This is a genomic window from Nocardia aurantiaca, from assembly GCF_009708175.1.
Taxonomy (GTDB): domain Bacteria; phylum Actinomycetota; class Actinomycetes; order Mycobacteriales; family Mycobacteriaceae; genus Nocardia; species Nocardia aurantiaca.
The window spans coordinates 377314-399840 of sequence record NZ_WMBB01000005.1 but is presented as its reverse complement, the minus strand read 5'-3'; the positions used below and the strand labels follow the sequence as shown (position 1 = coordinate 399840).

Annotated in this window: 21 protein-coding genes; 7 read left to right on the top strand and 14 right to left on the bottom strand. The window is 68.0% G+C overall.

What is annotated here, in order from left to right; translation table 11 throughout:
- Positions 1–44 precede the first annotated feature (44 nt).
- Complete coding sequence (locus tag GLP40_RS12930; protein ID WP_154788096.1) at positions 45–485, top strand: DUF3099 domain-containing protein; 441 nt, start codon at positions 45–47, stop codon at positions 483–485.
- On the opposite strand, the gene GLP40_RS12925 is transcribed toward GLP40_RS12930, so the two are convergent.
- Positions 456–1781 (bottom strand): MFS transporter, encoded by a 1326-nt coding sequence (locus GLP40_RS12925; protein ID WP_407671584.1) that lies wholly within the window; start codon positions 1779–1781, stop codon positions 456–458. The two genes, GLP40_RS12930 and GLP40_RS12925, sit on opposite strands and share 30 nt — an antisense overlap.
- A 99-nt stretch (positions 1782–1880) precedes the next feature.
- Between GLP40_RS12925 and GLP40_RS12920 the strand changes: the two genes are divergently transcribed.
- Both GLP40_RS12920 and GLP40_RS12915 read left to right on the top strand, forming a co-directional pair.
- Positions 1881–2906, top strand: coding sequence for a GlxA family transcriptional regulator (locus tag GLP40_RS12920; protein WP_154788095.1), 1026 nt, complete (start codon positions 1881–1883; stop codon positions 2904–2906).
- A complete protein-coding gene (locus tag GLP40_RS12915) occupies positions 2903–3646 on the top strand; it encodes a VOC family protein (RefSeq protein WP_154788094.1) in 744 nt (247 codons plus the stop codon). Before GLP40_RS12920 ends, GLP40_RS12915 begins: the two co-directional genes overlap by 4 nt.
- Before the next feature lie 274 nt (positions 3647–3920).
- Here the strand turns inward: GLP40_RS12915 and GLP40_RS12910 are convergent, their stop codons facing one another.
- From GLP40_RS12910 to GLP40_RS12880, 7 genes are all read right to left on the bottom strand, one after another.
- Positions 3921–4493 (bottom strand): F0F1 ATP synthase subunit B family protein, encoded by a 573-nt coding sequence (locus tag GLP40_RS12910; RefSeq protein WP_154788093.1) that lies wholly within the window; start codon positions 4491–4493, stop codon positions 3921–3923.
- The gene (locus GLP40_RS12905) at positions 4490–4978 is read right to left on the bottom strand and encodes a F0F1 ATP synthase subunit B (protein WP_328290067.1); all 489 of its coding nucleotides are present in this window, start codon (positions 4976–4978) and stop codon (positions 4490–4492) included. The genes GLP40_RS12910 and GLP40_RS12905 overlap by 4 nt, the downstream gene beginning before the upstream one ends.
- A 26-nt stretch (positions 4979–5004) precedes the next feature.
- Complete coding sequence (locus tag GLP40_RS12900; RefSeq protein WP_040810042.1) at positions 5005–5262, bottom strand: F0F1 ATP synthase subunit C; 258 nt, start codon at positions 5260–5262, stop codon at positions 5005–5007.
- Between the two features lie 50 nt (positions 5263–5312).
- Positions 5313–6107: a F0F1 ATP synthase subunit A gene (gene atpB / locus GLP40_RS12895; protein ID WP_154788091.1), complete on the bottom strand. Its 795-nt coding sequence runs from the start codon at positions 6105–6107 to the stop codon at positions 5313–5315.
- Positions 6104–6448, bottom strand: a complete 345-nt coding sequence (locus tag GLP40_RS12890) for a hypothetical protein (RefSeq protein WP_230329497.1) — start codon at positions 6446–6448, stop codon at positions 6104–6106. Before GLP40_RS12890 ends, atpB begins: the two co-directional genes overlap by 4 nt.
- A gap of 199 nt (positions 6449–6647) precedes the next feature.
- On the bottom strand, positions 6648–8261 hold the full coding sequence (locus tag GLP40_RS12885; RefSeq protein WP_154788089.1) for a solute symporter family protein: 1614 nt from the start codon (positions 8259–8261) through the stop codon (positions 6648–6650).
- Complete coding sequence (locus GLP40_RS12880; RefSeq protein WP_154788088.1) at positions 8258–8596, bottom strand: DUF485 domain-containing protein; 339 nt, start codon at positions 8594–8596, stop codon at positions 8258–8260. The genes GLP40_RS12885 and GLP40_RS12880 overlap by 4 nt, the downstream gene beginning before the upstream one ends.
- 213 nt (positions 8597–8809) lie before the next feature.
- Here GLP40_RS12880 and GLP40_RS12875 point away from each other — a divergent pair, with 213 nt between their 5' ends.
- The gene (locus GLP40_RS12875; RefSeq protein ID WP_154788087.1) at positions 8810–10345 is read left to right on the top strand and encodes a DUF7782 domain-containing protein; all 1536 of its coding nucleotides are present in this window, start codon (positions 8810–8812) and stop codon (positions 10343–10345) included.
- 381 nt (positions 10346–10726) lie between these two features.
- A complete protein-coding gene (locus GLP40_RS12870) occupies positions 10727–11695 on the top strand; it encodes a sigma-70 family RNA polymerase sigma factor (protein WP_154788086.1) in 969 nt (322 codons plus the stop codon).
- Between the two features lie 156 nt (positions 11696–11851).
- Here the strand turns inward: GLP40_RS12870 and GLP40_RS34805 are convergent, their stop codons facing one another.
- The gene (locus GLP40_RS34805; RefSeq protein ID WP_196054642.1) at positions 11852–12664 is read right to left on the bottom strand and encodes a helix-turn-helix domain-containing protein; all 813 of its coding nucleotides are present in this window, start codon (positions 12662–12664) and stop codon (positions 11852–11854) included.
- An 86-nt stretch (positions 12665–12750) separates the two neighbouring features.
- On the opposite strand from GLP40_RS34805, the gene GLP40_RS12860 reads away from it, so the two are divergent.
- Positions 12751–13602, top strand: coding sequence for an NAD(P)H-binding protein (locus GLP40_RS12860; protein ID WP_154788084.1), 852 nt, complete (start codon positions 12751–12753; stop codon positions 13600–13602).
- A gap of 240 nt (positions 13603–13842) precedes the next feature.
- On the opposite strand, the gene GLP40_RS12855 is transcribed toward GLP40_RS12860, so the two are convergent.
- The 5 genes from GLP40_RS12855 to GLP40_RS12835 all read right to left on the bottom strand — a co-directional run bounded on the left by GLP40_RS12855 (position 13843) and on the right by GLP40_RS12835 (position 21634).
- Entirely contained in the window at positions 13843–14286 is a 444-nt protein-coding gene (locus tag GLP40_RS12855) for an SRPBCC family protein (protein WP_154788083.1), read from the bottom strand.
- Positions 14283–14639, bottom strand: coding sequence for an ArsR/SmtB family transcription factor (locus tag GLP40_RS12850; protein ID WP_154788082.1), 357 nt, complete (start codon positions 14637–14639; stop codon positions 14283–14285). The genes GLP40_RS12855 and GLP40_RS12850 overlap by 4 nt, the downstream gene beginning before the upstream one ends.
- Positions 14640–14798: 159 nt before the next feature.
- On the bottom strand, positions 14799–17561 hold the full coding sequence (ppc, locus tag GLP40_RS12845) for a phosphoenolpyruvate carboxylase (protein WP_328290066.1): 2763 nt from the start codon (positions 17559–17561) through the stop codon (positions 14799–14801).
- A 58-nt stretch (positions 17562–17619) separates the two neighbouring features.
- Positions 17620–20367, bottom strand: a complete 2748-nt coding sequence (locus GLP40_RS12840; protein ID WP_407671580.1) for a bifunctional acetate--CoA ligase family protein/GNAT family N-acetyltransferase — start codon at positions 20365–20367, stop codon at positions 17620–17622.
- Positions 20360–21634 (bottom strand): acetoin utilization protein AcuC, encoded by a 1275-nt coding sequence (locus GLP40_RS12835; RefSeq protein ID WP_154788081.1) that lies wholly within the window; start codon positions 21632–21634, stop codon positions 20360–20362. The genes GLP40_RS12840 and GLP40_RS12835 overlap by 8 nt, the downstream gene beginning before the upstream one ends.
- A 204-nt stretch (positions 21635–21838) precedes the next feature.
- Here GLP40_RS12835 and GLP40_RS12830 point away from each other — a divergent pair, with 204 nt between their 5' ends.
- A complete protein-coding gene (locus tag GLP40_RS12830) occupies positions 21839–22525 on the top strand; it encodes a metal-dependent transcriptional regulator (RefSeq protein ID WP_328290065.1) in 687 nt (228 codons plus the stop codon).
- The last annotated feature ends 2 nt before the right edge of the window (positions 22526–22527 follow it).

Sequence of the window (22527 nt, the reverse complement as noted above, 5' to 3'; positions counted from 1 at the left end):
GGCGGCGTGTGCATCCGACGCGCGGTAGTGGAAGACTCGGGGGTATGCAGCGTGACGGCGAATCCCAAGCCGACGGCATGAGCGGTGAGGATCGCCCGGACGTCGAGTTCCATCCGGCCGGTTCCATCCCGAAACCACCGCGCCCGTCGCAGGGCTACTTCCCGGGCGAGGAGAAACAGCATCCGGCGCTGATCACCGTGGCCGCGCCCTCGCTCGAGCAGCAGCATCGTGATCGGGTGCGGCGGTACATCACCATCATGTCGTTCCGCATCCCGTGCCTGATCGGCGCGGCCGTCGCCTACAGCGCCTGGCACAGCTGGTGGTTGTCGCTGCTCATCATCGGCGTCTCCATCCCGCTCCCGTGGATCGCGGTCCTCATCGCCAACGACCGCCCGCCCCGCACCAAGGACGAGCCCAGTCGCTGGGACGGACGGAGCAACCGGGCAGCGCTCGAATCACACCCGCACAAGGCCATCGACAGCTGACGGCGCGCGGCGGATGCCCGCCGACAGCAGGGCGGCCAGGCCGCACAGTCCGCCCGCGATGAACCAGGCGGTGGTGTAAGTCCCCTGGATATCGCGGATGACGCCCGCGCCGAAGGCGGCCAGGGCCGCGCCGATCTGGTGTGAGGCGAAGACCCAGCCGAAAGCGACCGGGCCGTCGGCGCCGAAGTGGGTGCGGCAGAGGGTGACGGTGGGCGGGACGGTGGCGATCCAGTCCAGACCATAGAAGATGATGAAGGCCCACATGCTGGGGTGCACGTCGGGTCCGAAGAGAACCGGCAGGAACAGCAGCGAGACGCCGCGCAGGGAGTAGTAGGCGACCAGCAGGTACCGGGAATCCAGGCGGTCGGTGAGCCAGCCCGAGGCGATGGTGCCGGCGACGTCGAAAATGCCCACCAGCGCAAGCAGTCCGGCCGCGGTAGTGGCGGGCATGCCGTGGTCGTGGGCGGCGCTGACGAAATGGGTGCCGATCAGGCCGTTGGTCGACGCGCCGCAGATGGCGAAACCGCCTGCCAGCAGCCAGAACACGGGCTTGCGGACGATGGCTGCCAACACCGTGACGGCGCGGGCCGCGCCGCCGGGGGCCGCGGTGCGCACCCCGGCGTCGCTGCCGGGTTCGGCTCCATAGGCCCGCACCCCGGCATCGCTCGGGAAGTCGCGAATGAACAGCAGCACCAGCGGCACCACCGCCAAGGCCGTCGCCGACACCACGAGCGACGGAGTACGCCAACCGTGATCGCGGGCCAGGCTCGCGATCAGCGGCAGGAAGACCAGCTGCCCGGTCGCGCCCGCGGCGGTGAGGACACCGGTCACCAGGCCCCGGTGCTTCACGAACCAGCGCCCGGTGATGGTGGCGACGAACGGCATGGACATCGAGCCCACACCGACACCGACCAGCAGACCCCAGGTGGCCATGAGCTGCCACGGCCGCGTCATGAACACCGTGAGCCCGCTGCCCGCCGCGATCAGCACCAGCGCGCAAGCCACCACTCGGCGAATGCCGAAGCGATCCATGAGCGCCGCCGCGAACGGCGAGATCAGGCCGTACAGCAGCACATTCACCGACACCGCCGCGCCGATGGTGCCATGCGACCAGCCGAACTCCTCATGCAGCGGGTCCATGAGCACGCCTGGCACCGAGCGGAAGCCGGCCGCGCCCAGCAGCGCGATGAAGCCCACCACGGCCACGATCCACGCCGGGTGCAGTCCCGGCCGCGCGACCGCCGGCGGCGCCGTGGGTATGCCACTCGCGCTCGAACCGCCCGACCCGGCGTCCAACGGGGTTGTGCCGCGCGGTGATTCCCGGTCGAGATCATCCTTCAGTTCGCTCACCCGATCGAGCGTGACGGAAAAGCTCTTTCGGAACGAGTGGCCAGAATGCCACAATGCGTCAAGATTGAGCCATGCGAGAGGAGCATCGTGCCGACACCCCATCTCGTCGCCGTCCTCGTCCTGGAGCCGACCGTCGGCTTCGACATGTCGATCCCGCCTTTGGTGCTCGGCGCGGCCGTCGATGACGACGGCAATCCGCTCTACGCGGTGCACACCTGCGGCATCGACACCCGCGCTGTCACCGCCACCGGCGGATACGCCGTCATTCCCGAATTCGGCCCGGAGCTGCTGGCCCGCGCCGACACCGTGATCGTGCCGGGGACCCGCATCACCAAGCCGCGGCAGGACGGCACCCTGCCGCCGCACGTGGCCGAGGTCCTGGCCACCGTCCGGCCCGACGCACGCATCGTCTCCATCTGCACCGGCGCGTTCGTGCTCGGCGCGGCGGGCATTCTCGACGGCCGCCGCGCCACCACCCACTGGCGGTTCGCGGACCGCTTCCGCGCCCTGTACCCGAAGGTCCTGCTGGACGAGAACCTGCTGTTCGTCCAGGACGGAAATGTCTGGTCCTCAGCGGGTTTGGCGGCCGGGATCGACCTGTGCCTGCACTTGATCCGTACCGACCACGGCAGCGCCGCCGCCAATGGCGCGGCCCGCTACTGCGTGGTGCCGCCGTGGCGCGAAGGCGGGCAGTCGCAGTTCATCGAACGGCAGGTCCCGGAACCGGGTAGCGACGGCACCGCGCCGACCCGCCACTGGGCGCTGCACCATCTGGATCGCGACCTGGACCTGAACTCCCTTGCCGCGCACGCTCATATGAGCGTGCGGACCTTCACCCGACGGTTCAAGGCCGAGACCGGTATGGCCCCGGGCGCGTGGATCCTGCGACAGCGCATCCAGCACGCCCGGCACCTGCTGGAAACCACCGACCTGAGCGTCGGCGAGGTGGCACGCGGCGCGGGCATGGGCACCGCCGCCTCGCTGCGCCACCACATGCGCCTGGAGCTGGGTGTGCCCCCGCTGACCTACCGCAAGACCTTCCGTAGGCGCGAAACCCTGGAGACAGCATGACCATTCGCTGGGTGTGGGCCTTCCTGGACCGTCCCGCCGCACAATTCGACGCCGCCGCCGAGTTCTGGACCACCATCACCGGCACCGAGCTCTCGCCCCGGCGCGGCGAGCACGACGAATTCGTCACGCTGTTACCCGATTCCGGTGCGGCGACCCTCAAGATGCAGTCCATCGACGGCCCCGCCCGCGTCCACCTGGATCTCGATGTCGACGATGTCGGCGCGGCCACCGAACGCGCCGAGAAGCTCGGCGCCACCCTCGCCGCCGACTACATCCTCACCGAGCGAATCGGCTACGCAGTCCTGCACTCCCCCGCCGGAATGCCTTTCTGCTTCACGCCTTTCCGTGATTCCGCCGGCCCGCTCGCCCCGACCGTGACCGGTCCCGCCCGCGACCGCAGCCGCCTCGACCAGATCTGCCTGGACATCGGCACGAGCGACTATGCCGAAGAAGCCCGCTTCTGGACCGCATTGACCGGCTGGGCGTGGCGCCCCGGCACCCTGCCCGAATTCGCCCGCCTGTCCGCCCGCCCGGAGATTCCGATCGACCTGCTGCTGCAACGCCTCGGCGACGATCGCCCCACCTCCGCGCACCCGGACCTGGCGTGCACCGACATCGACGCTACCGCGGACTGGCACGAGCAGCTGGGCGCGCACCGTGGCGAGCGCGGCAAGCACTGGCTGGTGATGGCAGATCCGTGCGGCGCACCCTACTGTCTGACCAGCCGCAAACCGGCCTGAGCATGCTTCGCGAAGAGGATCCGGGGTACCGAACGGAATAAGCGATTTGGGCATTCGCGACATTCGGGGGCCCGGCCCGGTGCGCACGAACTCCAGACCTGCCGGGTAACTCACGAAGGCTCTCGGGCTCGCTGGACGCCGGAGTCGGCAGACAGTGCTCGGAACGCGCCGCAGCCCCTGAGGCTTCGCGGCTCCTCGGAGCCGGGAAGGTCAGGGGCTTCGGCGTGGAACTCCCGCGGGCGGACTCTCAGTGAGCCCCGAGAGTTGGCTTTCCCTACTTCCTTTCGGTTTGGGCCTGGCGGGGCACCTCGCCGGAGTTGGCCAGCGCCTCGAGGTCCTCGAGGAACTTCTCGATACTGTCTGCCCGGGCCTGGGGCGTGCCGATCTGCTCGCGCACCTTCTCCTCGGTAAGCGCCAGCATGGCGGCGGCCAGATCCTGTTCCAGGTCCCGGATCATCTGCCTGCGGTACTGCAAGATCTGATCGCGGCCCTGCTTGCGCACCCGCTCCACCTCGGCGGCGGCGGCCTCGCGCATCTGGAGAATGATGCGATCGGCGTCGGCGCGTGCCTCCTCGCGCATGCGTTCGAGTTCGGCCTGCGCCTCGGCGACGGCATTGTCATAGGCGGCCTTGGCGGTGGCCAGACGCTGCGCCGCCGCCTCGCTCTCCTCGAGCTGCCGCCGGATCTGGTCCTGGGCGTTGTTCATGATCCTCTTCACAGGTGGCACAACGTATTTCACGACGAACCAGACGATGACGGCGAAGCCGAACAGCTGACTGAAGAAGACGGGCCAATCGAAGGTGATGTGGTAAATGCCCTCGGCGAGATGGGTATCGGTGAGGATCATGCAGACCCCCGTCCTCTCTGTCGGCCCGCGCTGGTCCGGGCACGATCGTTCCCGCCCAGGACCCGGCCGGCCAGGTCCTGAGCGAGTGGTTCGACGGCTTCGCGTAGTTCGGCGGCGACCTGGTCGGCCTCGGCGCGCAGCTGCGCCGTGGACTCGGCCACGATCTGGTCGGCCTCTTTCTGTGCCTCGCCGCGCATTTCCTCGAGAATCGCGCGCCCTTGGGCCCGTGCCTGGTTGCGGATGTCGGCCGCTTCCGTACGGGCTTTCTCGAGCGCGGACTCGTAGCGCGCCTCGGCTTCGGCGAAGGTTTCGCTGGCTTCCTTCGCGGTCGCCGTCGTGACCTCGACACGTGCCTCCCGTTCCGCCAATACCTTTCGTATGGGCGGAACCACGAAGAACCAGATGACTCCGAGCACGACCAGGAAGATCAATAACTCAGCGAAGAAGGTGCCGTTGGGAACCAGGAAGTTCCCCGCGGCCTCCACATCCGTTCGGGGAGACATGATGACGTCTACTTACCTGGAGTAGCGAATACGAACAATGCCATGAACGCTAGATTGATGAAGTATGCCGCTTCGACCAGGCCGACGGTCAGGAAGAAGTTGACGCGCAGGCGGCCTTCCGCCTCCGGTTGCCGGGTGACGCCGTTGATCAACGCCGCGCCGGCCAGACCGTCACCGATGCCAGCGCCGATGGCACCGCCCGCCAGAATGATGCCGCCGCCGATGAGAGCGCCCTGGACGATACTCGCGGTTGCTGGGTCTGCCATTGTTCACTTCCTTTTGCAAAATGGTTGCAACGCTGAACGACCGACGTCGCTCAGTGGTTTTCACTCTCCAGCGACATCGACTGGCTGAAGTAGAGGATGGTCAGCAGGGCGAAGATGAATGCCTGAATGGCTCCGACGAACAGGTCGAAGAGTTTCCAGACGGCATTCGGACCCCAGCTGATCCAGAAGGGGAACAACGTGATCACCGAAACCATGACGCCGCCCGCGAACATGTTGCCGAAAAGTCGCAACGAGAGCGACAACGGTTTGGCGATTTCCTCGACCACATTGATGAAAACCATGGGGCCCCAGCCGGTGTGGCCCTTGAGCAACTGTTTCGCGTGCCCGCCCGGACCGCGCCGCCAAGCGCCCGCGGCGTGATAGAGCAGGAACACGAACAGCGCGAGTGCGAGCGTGAAGTTGAAATCCGACGCCGGCGGCGCGATCAATTCCCCCGAACCGTACTGAACGGGCAAGACCGACAACCAGTTCGACAACAGGATGAAGGTGAACAGTGTGACCGCCAGCGGCAGCACGAACGGCGCGACCTTCATGCCGATGGCGGTTTCCACCTGGGAGCGCATCTGCACGGTGATGGTCTCGAAGAACAACTGCACCCCGTTGGGCACGCCCGAGGTGATCTTCGCTCGCAGGTAGAAGGCCAGCGCCAGGACGATCAGCGCGGCCACCGAGGTGGACACGATGGTGTCCACATTGAAGGTCATGCCCCACAGGTGGGCCTGGGCGTGCTCGCCGACATGAATCTTGGACTCCCCCGAGGATTCTTCGGCGGCCAGTGTCACCGGCGCCGGCAGATGGGCGAGGGAAGCGACGGGAATGCTCATGACTGCTGTCGAAGCCCTTTCACCTCGGGCAGAGCGGTATGGAGAACCAGAATCAGCTGAAAGACCGCCAGCCCGAAGAAGATTCCGACGCCATAGGGCCGAGTCAGGAATGCCACCAGAATCGACAGCGCGGTCAGAATGAGCAACCGCGACGCCGACGACAGCGCCAATTTCTGTTTGCTGGGAGTTTCCGCATCGGTGATGCGCACGATGGACATCCAGGTAAGCCTGGCGTTTACCCAACCGAGCGTCAGGCCGGTGACCATGAAAACACCCAGCAACAATCGATCGAACGCCCCGGTGACCATCAATGCCAGTATGCCGAAAGCGATTGCGATCATAGTCGCCCTACGCATCCGTAGCCTGTTGAGGTCCAATACGACACCGCCTCGCCGTCATCCCACCTCGTAGTGGGGCCGTGCATGATCAATAGCATACACAGCCCAACCTCGTTGCGGGGCAGTATTTTTGATCTTCGAATTATTGATCTTGAAATGCTCGAACGCTTTTCAGCGAACTTCCCGCCACTTTATCTGGATGTCAATGTCGTACAGCTTTTTCCGCTCCGATGCCGGTCAGCGACCGCACTTGCATCTCGGCGTACTTGGCGCCGTCACGCTCCCTCGACAACACGGTTCCCAGCCAGCCCAGAGCGAACGATACCGGGATGGACACCAGGCCCGGGTTGGCGAGCGGGAATCGGTGGAAGTCATGAGATTTGATCATGGCGGTGGGCGCTCCGGAGACCGCTGGAGAGAACACGATCAACACGATGGTGACCGCCAGTCCGCCGTAGATGCTCCACAGTGCGCCGGCGGTGTTGAAGCGCCGCCAGAACAACGAATACAAAATGGTCGGTAGGTTTGCTGAAGCCGCCACCGCGAAGGCCAGCGCCACCAGGAACGCCACATTCTGATTCTTTGCCAGAATCCCGCCCACAATGGCCAGCGCCCCGATCACCACCGCGGTGATCCGCGCGACCCGCACCTCGCCGTCCTTGCTTTCCCCGTTCCCACGCTTGACGACATTGGCATAGACGTCGTGCGCGAACGACGCCGACGCCGTGATGGTCAGACCCGCGACCACCGCCAGGATCGTCGCGAACGCCACGGCCGCAACGAATCCCAACAGCACCGGCCCGCCCAGTTCGAGGGCCAGCAGCGGCGCGGCCGCGTTCTCCTTGCCCGGCGCCCTTGCGATCTTCTCCGGGCCCACCAGTGCGCCCGCCCCGTAACCGAGCACCAGGGTGAACAGATAGAAGACGCCGATCAGCCCGATCGCCCACACGACCGAGCGCCGCGCGTCCTTGGCGGTCGGCACCGTATAGAAACGCATCAGGACATGCGGCAGCCCGGCCGTGCCCAGCACCAGAGCCAGTGCCAGAGAGAGGAAGTCGAGCTTGCTGGTGCCGTTCTTGCCATAACGCACACCCGGTTCGAGCAGCTTCGCGCCCGTCTTGCCGCCGTGGTGCACCGCGTCCTGCAGCATGCTGGAGAAGTTGAAGTCGTAGCGCCCCAGCACCCATACGGTCATGGCTGCGGCCGCGCCGATCAGCAATACCGCCTTCACGATCTGCACCCAGGTCGTGCCCTTCATCCCGCCGACGAGCACGTAGACGATCATGATCGCCCCGACGATGGCGATCACCAGATTCTGTCCCGCCGAACCGGATACGCCCAGCAGCAGTGAGATCAGCACGCCCGCGCCCGCCATCTGCGCGAGCAGGTAGAACAGGCTCACCGCGAGCGTCGAGGTGGCGGCCGCGGCGCGCACCGGCCGCTGTCGCATGCGGAAGGCCAGCACGTCACCGAGGGTGAATTTGCCGGTATTGCGTAGTAATTCGGCCACCAGCAGCAAAGCCAGCAGCCAGGCCACCAGGAAGCCGATGGAATAGAGGAACCCGTCGTAGCCGTACACCGCGATGGCCCCGGCGATGCCCAGGAAGCTGGCCGCGGACAGGTAGTCACCGGAGATGGCGATGCCGTTCTGCGGCCCGGAGAAGGCGCGCCCGGCGGCGTAATAGTCTGCGGCCGTGCGGTTGTCGCGGCTGGCCCACACCACGATACCGAGCGTGATGACCACGAAGATCGCGAAGATGGTGATATTGAGCCCGGGTCGGCTGCCCTCCACGGCGGCGGCCAGATGCGCGGTCATCGGTTCGGTCCTTCCAGTTCGGCGCGGATCTGCTCGGCCATCGGGTCGAGGGTGCGGTCGGCGTAACGGACATAGAGACCGGTGATGACGAAGGTCGAAAGGAACTGCAGCAAGCCGAGGATCAGCCCGACGGTGATGTTCCCGCCCACCCTGTGCGACATGAATCCGTGCGCGTAGTCGGCGAGCAGGACATACAGCGCGTACCAGGCCAGGAACAGGGCGGTCATGGGGAGGACGAAGCGCCGGAAGCGATGCCGCAGGCGCTGGAACTCGGGGCTGTCGAAGACCTTGGGCCAATCGGGATCCGGGCGGCCGGTCTGGGTTTCAGTTGTCAACTGCGATACCTCCTGGTGATCCAGGTCACATTAGCAACGAAGGCCGACGCGAGCGGGTCGAATAACCGCAGGTGAGATCGCAAATTAATCGATAAGTGAGCCGGAATTCCTGGGGTGCCGCCACCAGCAACCAACCGGTTTCCATCCCATCCGACCAGCCGAGTCGGGCCCGCTGCCGGATGCCCACCGGTTGCGGTGGCAGAGTTCCCACTCATGCCGACGAATCGCTCCATGGACCTGCGCTCGCCGACCAGATCGTCCCTGCTCGCCGACCTCGCGCCCGACCTACGCGCGGCGCTGACCCGCGTCCGCTACGACGCGGACACCTTGCTCGACGCGCTGGGCGACGCCGCCCACGCCGCCCTCGGCCGCGGCGAACCCGTCCCCGTCCGCCGCGCGGCCGCCGATCTCGGCGAGCTCGGCACCCTGGTACGCCTGCTGCTGCTCGGCGATCCCGTCCCCGAACGCGAAGCGGCAGTAGCCCTTTCACCCGTGAGCATCGACCGCGCCACCGCGGCGGGTCTGGTGGAGCGCGACGGCGGCGAAGTGCGCGCCGCGCTGGACCTGCGGCCCCTCGACCTCGGCGAGGGCACCCGCTGGGTGCTGTCCGATCTCGACGACTCCATGCGCCGCCGCAGCCTCGACGCCGATCACGTGCTCGGCGTGGGCCAGGCCTCGCTATCGCTGCTGCGCGCCACTCCGACCCGCCGGGTCGGCACCGTCCTGGATCTGGGCACCGGCTGCGGGGTGCAGGCAGTGCACGCCGCCGCCTACGGCCGCACCGTCACCGGTACCGACGTGAACCAGCGCGCCCTGTGGCTCGCCGAGGCCACCGCCGCGCTCAACGGCCTCGATATCGAACTGCTGGAGGGCTCCTGGTTCGAACCGGTGGCAGGTCGCCGCTTCGATCAGGTGGTGGCCAATCCCCCGTTCGTGGTGGGACCGGCCCGGGTCGAGCACACCTACCGCGACTCCGGCCTCGCCCTCGACGGCGCGAGCGAACTCGTCATCTCCGGCATGCCGGACCTGCTGAACCCGGGCGGCACCGCCGCGCTGCTCGCCTCGTGGGTGCACATCGAAGGCCAGGACTGGCGCAGCCGCGTCGCGAGCTGGCTGCCCGACCACGGCGTGGACGCCTGGATCGTGCAGCGCGATATCGCCGATCCGGCCCTGTACGTCGGCACGTGGCTGCGCGATGCCGGATTGGACCCGCGCGAGAGCGCCGCGCAGGCCCGTGCCGAACGCTGGCTCGACGCCTTCCATGACGCGGAGGTCGAGGGCATCGGCTTCGGCTTCGTCTACCTGCGCGCCATCGACGGCCCGACCGAACTGCTCGCCGAGGACCTCACCCACGGCTTCGACGACCCACTCGGCCCGGAGGCCATCGCCTACTTCGAGCGTTCGGCCTGGCTGCGGGCCGCGGCCGCCGACCCGGACCGCATCCTCGACGCGCGCTACGCGGTCGATCGGGCCACGGCCCTCGAACGCGTCTACCTCCCCGGCGACGAGGGCTGGGCGCAGGCCGTGGCTCGGCTGCACCGCGGCGACGGCCCGCGCTGGCAGCATGAGATCGACGACACCATCGCCGCGCTGCTGGCCGGGATGCGCCCCGACGGGCTGCCGCTGCGCGAACTCGTGGATCTGCTCGCCTTCGGCGAGACCGGCGACGCCGCCACCCCCGAGTTCGAGACCGCGGCCATGACGGTGGTGTCCGGGCTGGTCCGCCACGGCCTGATCCACCCGTGCTGACGCCCGGGAATCGCCGCTGAGGGGTAGTGCGGTCCGTCACGATCACGTGTCGCTCGGATATCGATGTGGCGCGGCCCGGGAATGCGGGCGACCTGCGGATCGTTCTAACACGTGCTCGAATCACGGCGCCCGGGCAAGGCCCGTTCACACGTATTCGATTGGCGCGTCGAGAAGTTCGAGCCCGGCGGTGGCAACCACCCGGACACCGAGGGCCCTCCGCCGGCGGTGCGCGTTCCTCCCCGATGCGCGCTTCTCAGGAACTTCTCAGCCGTGCGACGTGAAAACCGCAGCTCAGATGCGGTTTACCAGTGTTCCGGCGGGGAACTTTCCTGAGGTCGGGTCCGTTGAACGGAACGAGACACCACCGACAGGAGGCAAGTCATGACAAGCCCCGCCACCACTGACGTGCGCACCAGCGAACAAGATCTCGATGCCCAGAGCCCCGCCGCTGACCTGGTACGCGTGTACCTGAATGGGATCGGTAAGACGGCGCTGCTCACGGCGGCCGACGAGGTTGAGCTGGCCAAGCGCATCGAGGCGGGCCTCTACGCTCAGCACCTGCTGGAGACGAGCAAGCGCCTGTCCGCCGCGAAGAAGAAGGATCTGGCGATCCTGGTTCGCGAGGGTCAGGCAGCCCGCCAGCACCTGCTGGAAGCCAACCTCCGCCTCGTGGTCTCATTGGCCAAGCGCTACACCGGCCGTGGCATGCCCCTGCTGGACCTGATCCAGGAGGGCAATTTGGGTCTCATCCGCGCCATGGAGAAGTTCGATTACACCAAGGGCTTCAAGTTCTCGACCTACGCCACCTGGTGGATTCGCCAGGCCATCACCCGGGGTATGGCCGATCAGTCCCGCACCATCCGCCTCCCCGTCCACCTGGTCGAGCAAGTGAACAAGCTGGCCCGCATCAAGCGTGAGCTGCACCAGCAGCTGGGCCGTGAGGCCACCGACGCGGAACTGGCCGCGGAGTCGGGCATTCCGGTCGACAAGATCGCCGACCTGCTCGACCACAGCCGCGACCCGGTATCCCTGGACATGCCGGTCGGCAATGACGAAGAGGCGCCGCTCGGCGACTTCATCGAGGACTCCGAGGCGACCTCCGCCGAGAGCGCGGTCATCGCCGGCCTGCTGCACCGCGACGTGCGCAGCGTGCTGGCCACCCTGGACGAGCGCGAACAGCAGGTCATCCGCCTGCGCTACGGCCTCGACGACGGCCAGCCGCGTACCCTCGACCAGATCGGCAAGCTCTTCGGCCTGTCCCGGGAGCGCGTCCGCCAGATCGAGCGCGAGGTCATGTCCAAGCTCCGCAAGGGCGAGCGCGCCGACCGCCTGCGTGCCTACGCGAGCTAGTTCGCACGCCGTGGAACCGGTCCCCCTGCCCGGCTCCACCCCCTGATCATCGGGCCGTCCTCGAGGCGACGGCCCGATCTCCGCCGATCGATTCCGCTCCCCGTAGGTTCCTCTCCGGGCGAGCGGAGTCGGTCGGCGGATGTCGTATCCGGGGTCTTACAGACTGGTCAGGGATTGGCAGGGCGTGGGAGCGGGGATGTCGCCGCGGAAGTACGCGGTGGGCGCAACTCCCATGAGCGATCGAAAATCAGCCGTCATGTGTGACTGGTCGTAGTAGCCCGCGGCGGTGGCGAGGTGGGACCAGGGGGTGTTGCCCGCCGCGGAGAGGATGCGGCGGATGCGGGTGATGCGGGCGTAATGCTTCGGTGAGACGCCGATTCCACTGGTGAAGAGATTGCGCAGCTGACGCTCGCTGACAGCGAGGGCGGCGGCCAGATCCGTGATGGACGCGGTGGCGTCCATGGCCGCCACGGCGGAGCCGAGCAGACGGCGGTGGTCGCGCCGGGTTCGGTCTTCGGAGAGGCGTTGCGGGAGTTCGGATTCCAGGAAGGGCACGATCTCGGCAGGAGCCAGCTCGGTGAGGGCGTCGGCGAGATCCGCCGCAGCGCCGGGCACGTCGGCCAGCATCGTGACCCGGTTGGTGAGGTCGACGGCGGGAATGCCGAGCAGCGGCTGGGATGCGCCGGGAGCCAGCCGAATTCGCGTGCAGCCAGCGGACTTGTCCGGATTGGCATAGGTGGCCCGGGTCCGTGGACCGACCACGAGGGCGTCGCGACGACCGGATGCCTCGGTGCGCAGCACGATCGTGGTGACCGCCTGGGGCACATGGGTGAAGGCCATGGAACCCGGCTGGACCATCGGGATCTGGGCGACCTCGGTGATCCACGGACGCAGCGACTCCGGCGGACTCGAGCGGCGCTCGAGCTCGTCGGCCGTGACGACGGGGGCCTGGAGTTGCGGGGTGGTCACCCGATCAACTGTAGGCATCGCCGCGCGCCGGGGCTGTGCCGGTTTTTCCTAGAGTGCGAGGGCGCGGGCTCGGCAGGGTGATGAGCATGATCGTTATCACGGGTGCGACGGGCACCATCGGCAGTGAAGTCGTCCGGCTGTTGGCGGACAAGGATGTGAAAGTTCGTGCGGTGACCCGGGATCCGGAGCACGCGCAGCTGCCGGCCGAGGCCGAGGTGGTCCGCGGCGACTACGCGGATATCGAATCCATGACCGCCGCCTTCGCCGGCGCGGAGGCCGCATTCCTGGTCGGGCTGCTGGGTCCGGACTATGTCGAGCTGGATCGCGCACTGGTCGCGGCGGCATGTGCGGCCGGGGTGCGGCGCTTGGTCAAGCTGTCCGCCATCGGCACCGGCGACACCGAACTGGGGCGAGTCGGCACCTGGCACATGCCGGGCGAGCAGGCCGTCCGGGACAGCGGTGCGGCATGGACGATCCTGCGGCCCAGCAGTTTCGCCTCGAACACCCTGAGCTGGGCGCCGATGCTGCGGGCGGGACAGCCGGTGCCGAATATGACCGGCACGGGCGGGCAGGGCGTCGTCGATCCCCGGGATGTCTCCGAGGTCGCGACCACGGCGCTGCTGTCGGACACGCACTCCGGGCAGGTGTACACCCTCACCGGACCCGAGGTGCTCAGCGTCCACGATCAGGCCGCGGCGCTCGCCGCCGTGCTGGGCCGCGCGGTCGAAGTCGTCGACATCTCGGAAACGCAGGCGCGCGAATTCATGCTCGACGCGGGCATGTCCGAGGAATTCGCCGACGGGTCTCTCGCCGGGCGGGCCTATGTGCGCGCCGGACGCAACGAGATCGTGACCGGCGATGTCGAGCAGGTGCTCGGTCGGGCACCGCGCAGCTACGCCGACTGGGTGCGTGACCACGCCGCCGCCTTCACGGACTGACGACCGCGCACCATCCGGTTTGGGCATGTCGTCGATGCGCACGAGAGCGCCCGCCGGATCGTCGCTGCGGCGGGCGCCCTCCAAGGCGCCGAGAATGACGTGCGCCAAGGCGATCACCGCCATGTCGCGGGGTCGCGGCCCAGGTCCTCGGCGATGGCCCATGCGAGTGCGCCCTCGCGCCGCTGCCACATGATGCGGAACCAGCTCGACAGTACCGCCGCCGCGGGAAGCGACGGTCCGTCAGGCGGCGGCGATGACGGACTCGAGGCGGTCCAGCATGCGCTGCCAGCCGCCGCCCATAATGTTGCGCGCCCGCCGCATGTCCGGATCCTCCGGGTCGAAACCACTGTGGCTGAACAGGATTCGAGTGCCATGCCCCTCGGGCCGCAGGCTCCAGCTGATCACCCAGCCGGTCGGCCGGTCGGAGTTCGCATCGTTCCAGCTGACGCTGAGCAGTTGCGGCGCAATGACTTCCAGCACCTCGCCACGAATGTCGCCGGAGAAGTTCTGGCCCGGCATGGGCTGGGTCTTCATCTCGAAGACAGTGCCCACCACCGGCTCGAAGCCGATCGGCTGCATCATCCACTGCCCCATGAGTTCCGGCGTGATGAGCGCTCGCCAGACCTTCTCCGGCGGATACGGGTAGTAGTGATCGAGTTCGATCCTGGTGATGTCGTCGGTCATCGGCCCTTCTCCTCGAGCTCGTCGGGCATGGCGTCGAGCACCGCGCCCAGATCGCGCAGCCGGGCCCGCCAGAATCGTTCGAACGGATCGAGCCAGGACTGCAGGTCATGCAAGGGATCCGGTTCCACTCGATAGAACCGCTGCCTGCCGCGCTTGTTCTCGGCCACCAGCCCCGCGTCCCGCAGCACCTTCAGATGCTCGGACACACTGGGCCGCGCCATATCGAAGCGCTCGGCGATCACCTGCACCGACTGCTCTCCCTCGAGCAACAGCTCGAGAATGTCGCGCCTGGTGGGATTGGCGAGCGCCCCGAACACCCGATCGGCGGTTCCGGACTTCAAGCGGTAGGGCATGACAGCACAATAGGTAGGATTTCACCTACCCGTCAACCGTAGGAGTTCGTCTACCCATATGAGCGAAAGGCGGCCGAGATGAGGTCGACGACCACTAACCGGCTCCACATATCGCCGCAGCCCCAGTGCCAGGGGCAGCAGGTCCGTGTTCGCCCGGGGCTAGCCGGAGTTGCGAAGGGCCGTAGCCAGGCCGTTCATGGTGAGCAGGATGCCGCGCTCGGCCAGTTCGGAGGTGTCGCCCGCGCGGCGGCGGCGCAGCAGTTCGATCTGGAGCTGATTGAGAGGTTCGAGATAGGGGAAGCGGTTGTGGATGGATTCCGCCAGCGCCGGGTTGTCGGCGAGGAGTTCGTCGGTACCGGTGATGGCGGCGTGCATGCGGACGGTGCGGGCGAACTCGTCGCAGATCATGTGGAAGACGGTGTCGCGCAAGGCTTTGTCGGGGACCAGGTCGGCGTAGCGGGCGGCGATGTCCATATCCGCCTTGGCCATGACCTGGGCCAGGTTGGAGAGCACAGTGCGGAAGAAGGGCCAGCGGCCGTAGAGGTCGGAGAGGGTGGCCAGGCGGGACGGGTCGTCGCCGATCCACTGTTCGAAGGCGGTGCCGGTGCCATACCAGCCGGGGAGCATGACGCGGGACTGGCTCCAGGCCATGACCCACGGAATGGCGCGCAGGTCGTAGACGGAGTTGGTGGGTTTGCGGGAGGCGGGACGGCTGCCCAGGTTCAGGTCGGCGACCTCCGCGATGGGGGTGGAGGCGCGGAAGTAGTCGACGAAACCGGGGGTCTCATGCACCAGCGTCGAATACGCCGCGCGCGCCGATTCGGCCAGCTCGTCCAGTATTTCGTAGGCGGGTTCGGCATCCGCGCCCAGGCCCTCGACATCGAGGAGGGTGGATTCCAGGGTCCCCGCGACCAGGGCCTCGAGATTGCGGTAGGCGGTACCTGGGTCGGCGTACTTGGTGGAGATGACCTCGCCCTGTTCGGTCAGGCGCAGCGCACCGCGCACCGCACCGGCGGGCTGGGCCAGGATGGCGTCGTAACTGCGTCCGCCACCACGGCCGATCGTGCCGCCGCGACCGTGGAAGAGCCGCAGGCGGATTCCGGTCTTGTTGGCCACGTCCACCAGGTTCAGCTCGGCCCGATACAGCGCCCAGTTGGCAGCCAGATAACCGCCGTCCTTGTTCGAGTCGGAATAGCCGAGCATGACCTCCTGCCGCATGCCGCGCGCGGCCACCAAGCGGTGGTAGGCGGGCACCTCCAGGGCGGCCGAGAGGATCTCGGCGCCATGGCGCAGGTCGTCGATGGTCTCGAACAGCGGCACCACGCCCACCGGACTGGACGGCGGGGTGTCCGCATCGCCTGGATCGAGGATGCCCGCCTCCTTCAGCAGCAGCGCGGCCTCGAGCATGTCGCTGACCGAGGTGCACATGCTGATGATGTAGTTGGGCACGGTGTCGGGGCCCAGATCGTCCAGCGCGGCCTTGGCGGCGCGCACGACCGCGAGCTCTTTGGTCGCGAGCTCGCTCAGCTGTGCGGTGGGCCCGACGAGCGGCCGACGCGTGGTCAGTTCCGCGGACAGCAGCTCGACGCGCTGCGCCTCGTCGAGGGAGGCGTAGTCGGAATGCACTCCCGCCCAGGCGAACAGCTCGGCCACCACCTGCTCATGGGATTCGGAGTTCTGCCGCATATCCAGGCCCTGAAGGTGAAAACCGAAGGTCTCCACCGCTGCCCGCAACGTGGCCAGCTGATCATCGGCCAGCAGACCGTCACCGGAGGCGCGCATGGACGCGTCGACCACGCCCAGATCGGCCAGCAGTTCCTCGGGCCCCGCGTAGGGCTCCGCGCCGACATCGATTCCGTCCGCCGGGATCTCCCCCAATGCCCGGCGTGCGGTGGCACTGAGCCGCGCCCGGATACCACGAAGCGCACGCCGATACGGCTCGTCGGCGCGCTGGGGTGAATCGTCGAATCCGGCGTTGGCCAGGGCCGAGAGCTCGGGCGTCACCGGGACCAGCCGCGCCGACTGCGACAGCGTCTTCTCCAGCTCCAGCAGCGATTTCAGATACCGCTCGAACGCGACCGCGCCCGCGCGGTGGGTGGCGCGGCGCACCACGTCGGCGGTGACGAAGGGATTGCCGTCGCGGTCGCCACCGATCCACGAGCCGGGCCGCAGGATCGGGCGCGCCAGCAGGTCGTGCCCGGGCCACCGCGAGCGCAGCGCGGCCCGCACCTGATCGTTGATGCGCGGGATGACATCGAACAGCGTCAGGTCGTAGTAGCGCAGCCCCACTTCGATCTCGTCCTGAATCCTCAAGCGCGCCAACCGAATCAGCGCCGCCCGCCACAGCTGCAGCACCTGCCTGCGGATGTCGACCTCGAGTTCGGCGAACTCCGGCTCATACCGGTTGTAGCGCGCCCGCCGCCGCATGAGCTCGGTGATGCGGCCCTGCACATCGAAGATGGTGCGCCGCCGGGTCTCGGTCGGATGCGCGGTGATGACCGGGGACACCAGCGCGTCGGCGAGCAGGTCGGCCACCACCTCGCCGTGCGGTCCGGTCGCGTCGAGCTTGCGGTAAGTGGCGGCCAGGCTCGAGTCCTGGGGCGGCTCACCCGCCGCCACGTGCACCGCGCGCCGCCGATCGCGCTGCAGATCCTCGGCCAGATTGGCCAGCAGCAGGAAGTGGCTGAAGGCGCGGATGACCGGGATGGCGGTGCGGATGTCGACGTCGCGCAGCATGTCGGCCACCGCGCTGCGGTCCACCTCGGAACGGCGAATCTTGAACGCCTCCACCCGGACCCGCTCGATCAGGTCGAAAATGTCCGCGCCCTCGTGGTCGCGAATGGTGTCGCCGAGGATCCCGCCCAGGAACCGGATGTCGTCGCGCAGCGGCGCGGTCGCTGTCTCGATCTGGTTTGCCTGCACTACGTTCACCTCTCCGAAGCAATGCTTGTCTGTGCCCGCGGCCGCTCATGGCGGCTGCTCAACCCATCCGGCGCGGACCGATGTCGAACCTGTTGGGTTCCGGCCCGATCCGCACCCGCCCGTACAGCACGGCCGCGCCCTCCGGCGAGGCCAGTACCGGTTCGCACTGCAACTCCCGCACCTCCGGCAAGTGGTCGCAGAGCGCCGAGATCCTTTGCGCCAGTTCGGCCAGCGCGTCCTTGTCGACCGGCTCGCCGATATCGCGCCCGCCCACCGTGCCCGATAGCAGCGGGGCGGCGCGCGGCGCGTCGATGAGTTCGGCCGATTCCGCCTCGGTCAGCGGCAGCGCCCGGTACACCCGGTCGCCCAGCAGGTCGATGATGGTGCCCGAGAGGCCGAAGCTGATGACCGAGCCGAACGACGGGTCATCCTGTACCCGGAAGGTACAGCCGACGCCCTTGGTGGCCATGCGCTGAATGTGCACCGGATTGCCCGAGATCTCGGACAGGTCGGTGAAGGCCCGCCGCACCGCGTCCGGCCGCCACAGATCCAGGCGAACTCCCGTGAGATCCGGCCGGTTGCGCCACATTTCGCCGGTGGCCTTGGCCGCCACCGGGAAGCCGAGTTCCTTGGCGGCCTCCACCGCGGCGCCGGCGTCGATCACCTCGCGGAACTCCACCACGCGAATCCCATAGCAGCCCAGCAGTTCCGCCGCCTGTAGATCGGTGAGCCAGTGCGCGGCGTCCTCGGACATCCACTCGGTCACCAGTTCCCGGGCCCGCGCAGGATCGACGCCGCCGGGGCGGGCCACCGGCGACAGCGGACGGGTGCGCCAGTCGGCATAGCGCCGCGCCCGCGCCAGCGCCCGCGCGGCCCGCTCCGGATCCCCGTAGGAGGGAATGGAGCCACGCTCGAGGATCCCGGCCAGCCCGCGCGTGGCGAGCAGGTTGGGCATGCCCTGGTCGGCGACGAAGGTGGTGAGAACCGGTGTGGCCGGGTCTGATTGGGCCCCGGAGCGAATGGCCTCGGCGTAGGAGGCGACAGCCGCGGGGACCGGCGGCGAGTAGATGACGATGACCGCGTCCACCGACTCATCGGTGACGGCCGCGGCGACCGCGGTCAGATAGTCGGCCGGGCCGGCCTGCGGCCCGAGATCGATGGGCTCACCCGCCTCGAGTCCCTCACCGCGTGCGGCGTCGACCGCCAGCCAGCTCAGCGCGGCACTGTTGCCGACCACCGCCAGCCGCGGCCCGGCGGGGAGTGGCTGATAGGCCAGCAGCATGGCGCAGTCGAAAAGCTCGGTGATGGAATCGACCTGGATGATCCCCGCCTGTGCGAACAGATTGCGCACCAGCGACTGATCCAGATCCCGGTCCCCGCCCACGCGGGCGACATTGCGACCGCTGTTCACGGCCACAATGGGTTTGGTGTGGGCGACCCGGCGCGCGATGCGGGAGAACTTGCGCGGATTGCCGAAGGTCTCCAGATACAGCAGCACCACATCGGTATCCGGGTCGCTGTCCCAGTACTGAAGCAGGTCGTTGCCGGACACATCGGCGCGGTTGCCCGCGGACACGAAGGTGGACAGCCCCAGCTGCCGCGCCGCCGCCTCACCGAGAATGGCCGCGCCCAAAGGCCCGGACTGACAGAAGAATCCGATGCGGCCGCGGCCGGGCAGCACCGGTGCGAGCGTGGCGTTCAGGGCGATTCCGGGATCGGTATTGGCAATGCCGAGCGCGCTCGGCCCCACCACCCGCATCCCGTGCGCCCGCGCGGCGTCGACCAGGTCCCGCTCCGCCTGATAGCCGTACGGTCCGGTCTCGGAGAATCCGGCGGTCAGCACCACCAAACCCTTGACGCCCTTGGCCATACAGTCGTCGAGCACCGAACCGATCTCGGTGGCCGGCACCGCGATCACCGCCAGATCGACCTCGTCCGGAATGTCGCGCACCGTCGGGTAGGCACGCACCCCGCGCACAGCGGTGCGATTGCGATTCACCGGGAAAACCGGCCCCTGGTAGGCCCCCGACAGCAGGTTGGCCAGTACCGCGCCACCCACCCGGCTGGTCGACGGGGTCGCCCCGATCACCGCGATGGACCTGGGCGACAGCAGATTCCCGACACTGCGCGCCTCCGAGGCTCGCTCGCGCGAATCCCGCACCGACAGCAGCGCCTCGGTGGGGTCGATGGCGAATTCCAGATGTAGCACCGACCCGTCGCGGCTGCGCTGCACTTGATATCCGGCGTCGCGGAAGACCTGCACCATGGCGTTGTTCTCGGCCAGCACCTCGGCCACGAAGGTCTCGATATCGTTCTCGGCCGCCGCGCCCGCCAGATGCTCGAGCAGGATCGAGCCCAGCCCGCGCCCCTGATGCCCATCGGCCACCACGAAAGCCACCTCGGCCGCGCGCGGTTGCGGCCGGTCGGCCAGATACTCATAGCGGCCCACCGCGATGATCTCGTCGCCGAGCTCGGTCACCAGCCCGACCCGATCCCGATAGTCCACGTGCGTGCTCCGGTACAGATCCTTCGGCGTCATGCGCGGGTACGGCCCGAAGTACCGCAGATACCGGGTGCGATCCGAAAGCCGCTCGTGGAACCGCTCCAACGCCTCCGCGTCATCCGGCGTGATCGGCCGCAGCCGGACCACGCCGCCGTCCGAGGCGAGCACGTCGGCGAACCAATGCTCCGGCGGCGGAGGCGGATTCACCGGGGTGCCGGGGGTGTCCGGCGGCAGCGGCGGGGCGGGCGCCGGAGGCGTGCTGCCATCGCCGGACAGCGAGACGGAATCGACGGGGTCAGTCACGGGGATCCTCCGGATCCAGGCCGAGCAGGCCGAAACTCGCCCGGCGCGTAGCCAATACGGATGTGTCGAGAGCCCGGCGGGCGCGGTCGATGCGCTCATCGCCGGTATCACGGCCGCCGCCGGGGCCGTCCCAGCGTACGTAACTGGTGTCGGCGCCATCGCCCATGGTCTCGGGCGCGGCGACCATGGGCGCGTAGTTGCCGACCTGCTCACGCCACGGGGTCGGCGTCGGAGTGGCCGGATCGATGGTGCGGTCCAGAGCCGTAGCCAGTAGATGGGTCCAGGCCCGGGGCACCACCCGGATGAGCCCATACCCGCCGCCGCCGACCGCCAGCCAGCGGCCCTCGGCATACCGGTCCGCGAGATCGCGCATGGCGATGAAGGCCGCGCGCTGGCCATCCACGCTGAGTTCCAGATCCGCGAGCGGATCCTCGCGATGGGTGTCGACACCGCACTGGCTGATCACGATCTGCGGCCGGAACGCCGCCAGCGCGCCCGGCACCACCGCGTGGAAACCGCGCAGCCACAGCGGGTCCCGGGTTCCGGGCATTATCGGCAGGTTGATGGCCGTGCCCTCGGCCGGACCCGCCCCGGTCTCCTCCGGCCAGCCGGTGTTGGGCCACAACGTCGCCGGGTGCTGGTGCACCGAAATGGTCAGCACGCGTGGGTCACCGTAGAAGACCCGCTGCACGCCGTCACCATGGTGCACGTCCACATCGATGTAGGCGATGCGGTCGAAGCCGTTGTCCAGCAACCAGGAAATCGCCACCGCTACATCGTTGTACACACAGAACCCCGCTGCCGAGGCCGGCATGGCGTGATGCATGCCACCACCGATGCTCACCGCCCGCCGGGTGCGTCCGGCGGCGATCTCCTGCGCGGCCGCGAGCGTGCCGCCCACGATCACCGACGCCGCCTCGTGCATGTGCGGGAACACCGGATTGTCCGCCGACCCGAGCCCGTAGGGCGGCGCGGTCGGGGTGGGGCCCGGAGGTTGCTGAGCGTGCTTGACCGCCTCGATGTAGTCGGGGGTGTGCACCCGCAACAGTTCCGTTTCCCCGGCCGCGACGGGTGTGAGCCGCTCCACGCCGTCGAGCAGTCCGAGCCCCTCGGCGAGCGCCATGGTGAACCGCAGCCGGACCGGCCGCATCGGATGCTCCGGGGTCCAGGTGTAGTCGAGGAACCTATCGGTCCAGACAATGGTTCCGTCGCGGGAAGGGTTTCCGTCGCCAGACAGGAATCCGTCACCATGAGCTCGGCCAGGCATACCTGCCACGCTAATGCGTCGTCGGGGTTCGTAGGCTTTGGACACCGCAATGCTGTCGTACCGGGATGGCAGGGTGTCACCGACGAAACCCGCAGGGAACACGCTGCCCGTCCTGGGTGTTGACGGTGCGTTCGCAAAATAAGCTGTCGCCCGGTGCAGCCGCCGTGCATGGGTAGAATTCGTGCCGACGAAGGGGTTTAACAGGTGAAGGATCTGGTCGACACCACGGAGATGTATCTCCGTACCATCTACGACCTCGAGGAAGAGGGTGTCACGCCGCTGCGCGCCCGCATCGCCGAACGCCTCGAGCAGAGCGGGCCCACAGTGAGCCAGACGGTCGCGCGGATGGAGCGCGACGGTCTGCTGACCGTCGCCGGTGATCGCCACCTCGAACTGACCGAGAAGGGCCGCTCCATGGCGGTCGCGGTGATGCGCAAGCACCGGCTGGCCGAACGGTTGCTGGTCGACATCATCGGACTGGACTGGGAGAACGTGCACGCCGAGGCGTGCCGCTGGGAGCATGTGATGAGCGAGGAAGTGGAGCGCCGCCTGGTGGAGGTGCTCAACCACCCCACCACCTCCCCTTACGGCAATCCCATTCCGGGCTTGGACGAGCTGGGCATCGTGCCCAATTCCTCGGGCGATGAGAGGCTGGTCCGGCTCAGTGACCTGCCCACCGGGCAGGCGCAGGCCGTGGTGGTGCGCCGGCTGTCGGAGCACATCCAGACCGATCCGGAGACCATCAATCAGCTCCGGGAGGCGGGCGTGGTGCCCAATGCCCGCGTGACCGTGGAGACCAAGCCCGGTGCGGTGATCATCTCCGTGCCCGGTCATGAGGGATTCGAACTGTCCGATGAGATGGCGCACGCCGTCCAAGTGAAGTTGGTCTGATA

Bases quoted from the DNA above. Each gene is read 5' to 3' on its own strand.
- GLP40_RS12930 (WP_154788096.1), top strand. From the start codon at position 45: ATGCAGCGTGACGGCGAATCCCAAGCCGACGGCATGAGCGGTGAGGAT.
- GLP40_RS12920 (WP_154788095.1), top strand. From the start codon at position 1,881: ATGCCACAATGCGTCAAGATTGAGCCATGCGAGAGGAGCATCGTGCCG.
- GLP40_RS12915 (WP_154788094.1), top strand. From the start codon at position 2,903: ATGACCATTCGCTGGGTGTGGGCCTTCCTGGACCGTCCCGCCGCACAA.
- GLP40_RS12910 (WP_154788093.1), bottom strand. From the start codon at position 4,493: ATGATCCTCACCGATACCCATCTCGCCGAGGGCATTTACCACATCACC.
- GLP40_RS12900 (WP_040810042.1), bottom strand. From the start codon at position 5,262: ATGGCAGACCCAGCAACCGCGAGTATCGTCCAGGGCGCTCTCATCGGC.
- atpB (WP_154788091.1), bottom strand. From the start codon at position 6,107: ATGAGCATTCCCGTCGCTTCCCTCGCCCATCTGCCGGCGCCGGTGACA.
- GLP40_RS12890 (WP_230329497.1), bottom strand. From the start codon at position 6,448: ATGATCGCAATCGCTTTCGGCATACTGGCATTGATGGTCACCGGGGCG.
- GLP40_RS12885 (WP_154788089.1), bottom strand. From the start codon at position 8,261: ATGACCGCGCATCTGGCCGCCGCCGTGGAGGGCAGCCGACCCGGGCTC.
- GLP40_RS12875 (WP_154788087.1), top strand. From the start codon at position 8,810: ATGCCGACGAATCGCTCCATGGACCTGCGCTCGCCGACCAGATCGTCC.
- GLP40_RS12870 (WP_154788086.1), top strand. From the start codon at position 10,727: ATGACAAGCCCCGCCACCACTGACGTGCGCACCAGCGAACAAGATCTC.
- GLP40_RS12860 (WP_154788084.1), top strand. From the start codon at position 12,751: ATGATCGTTATCACGGGTGCGACGGGCACCATCGGCAGTGAAGTCGTC.
- GLP40_RS12855 (WP_154788083.1), bottom strand. From the start codon at position 14,286: ATGACCGACGACATCACCAGGATCGAACTCGATCACTACTACCCGTAT.
- GLP40_RS12850 (WP_154788082.1), bottom strand. From the start codon at position 14,639: ATGCCCTACCGCTTGAAGTCCGGAACCGCCGATCGGGTGTTCGGGGCG.
- GLP40_RS12835 (WP_154788081.1), bottom strand. From the start codon at position 21,634: ATGCCTGGCCGAGCTCATGGTGACGGATTCCTGTCTGGCGACGGAAAC.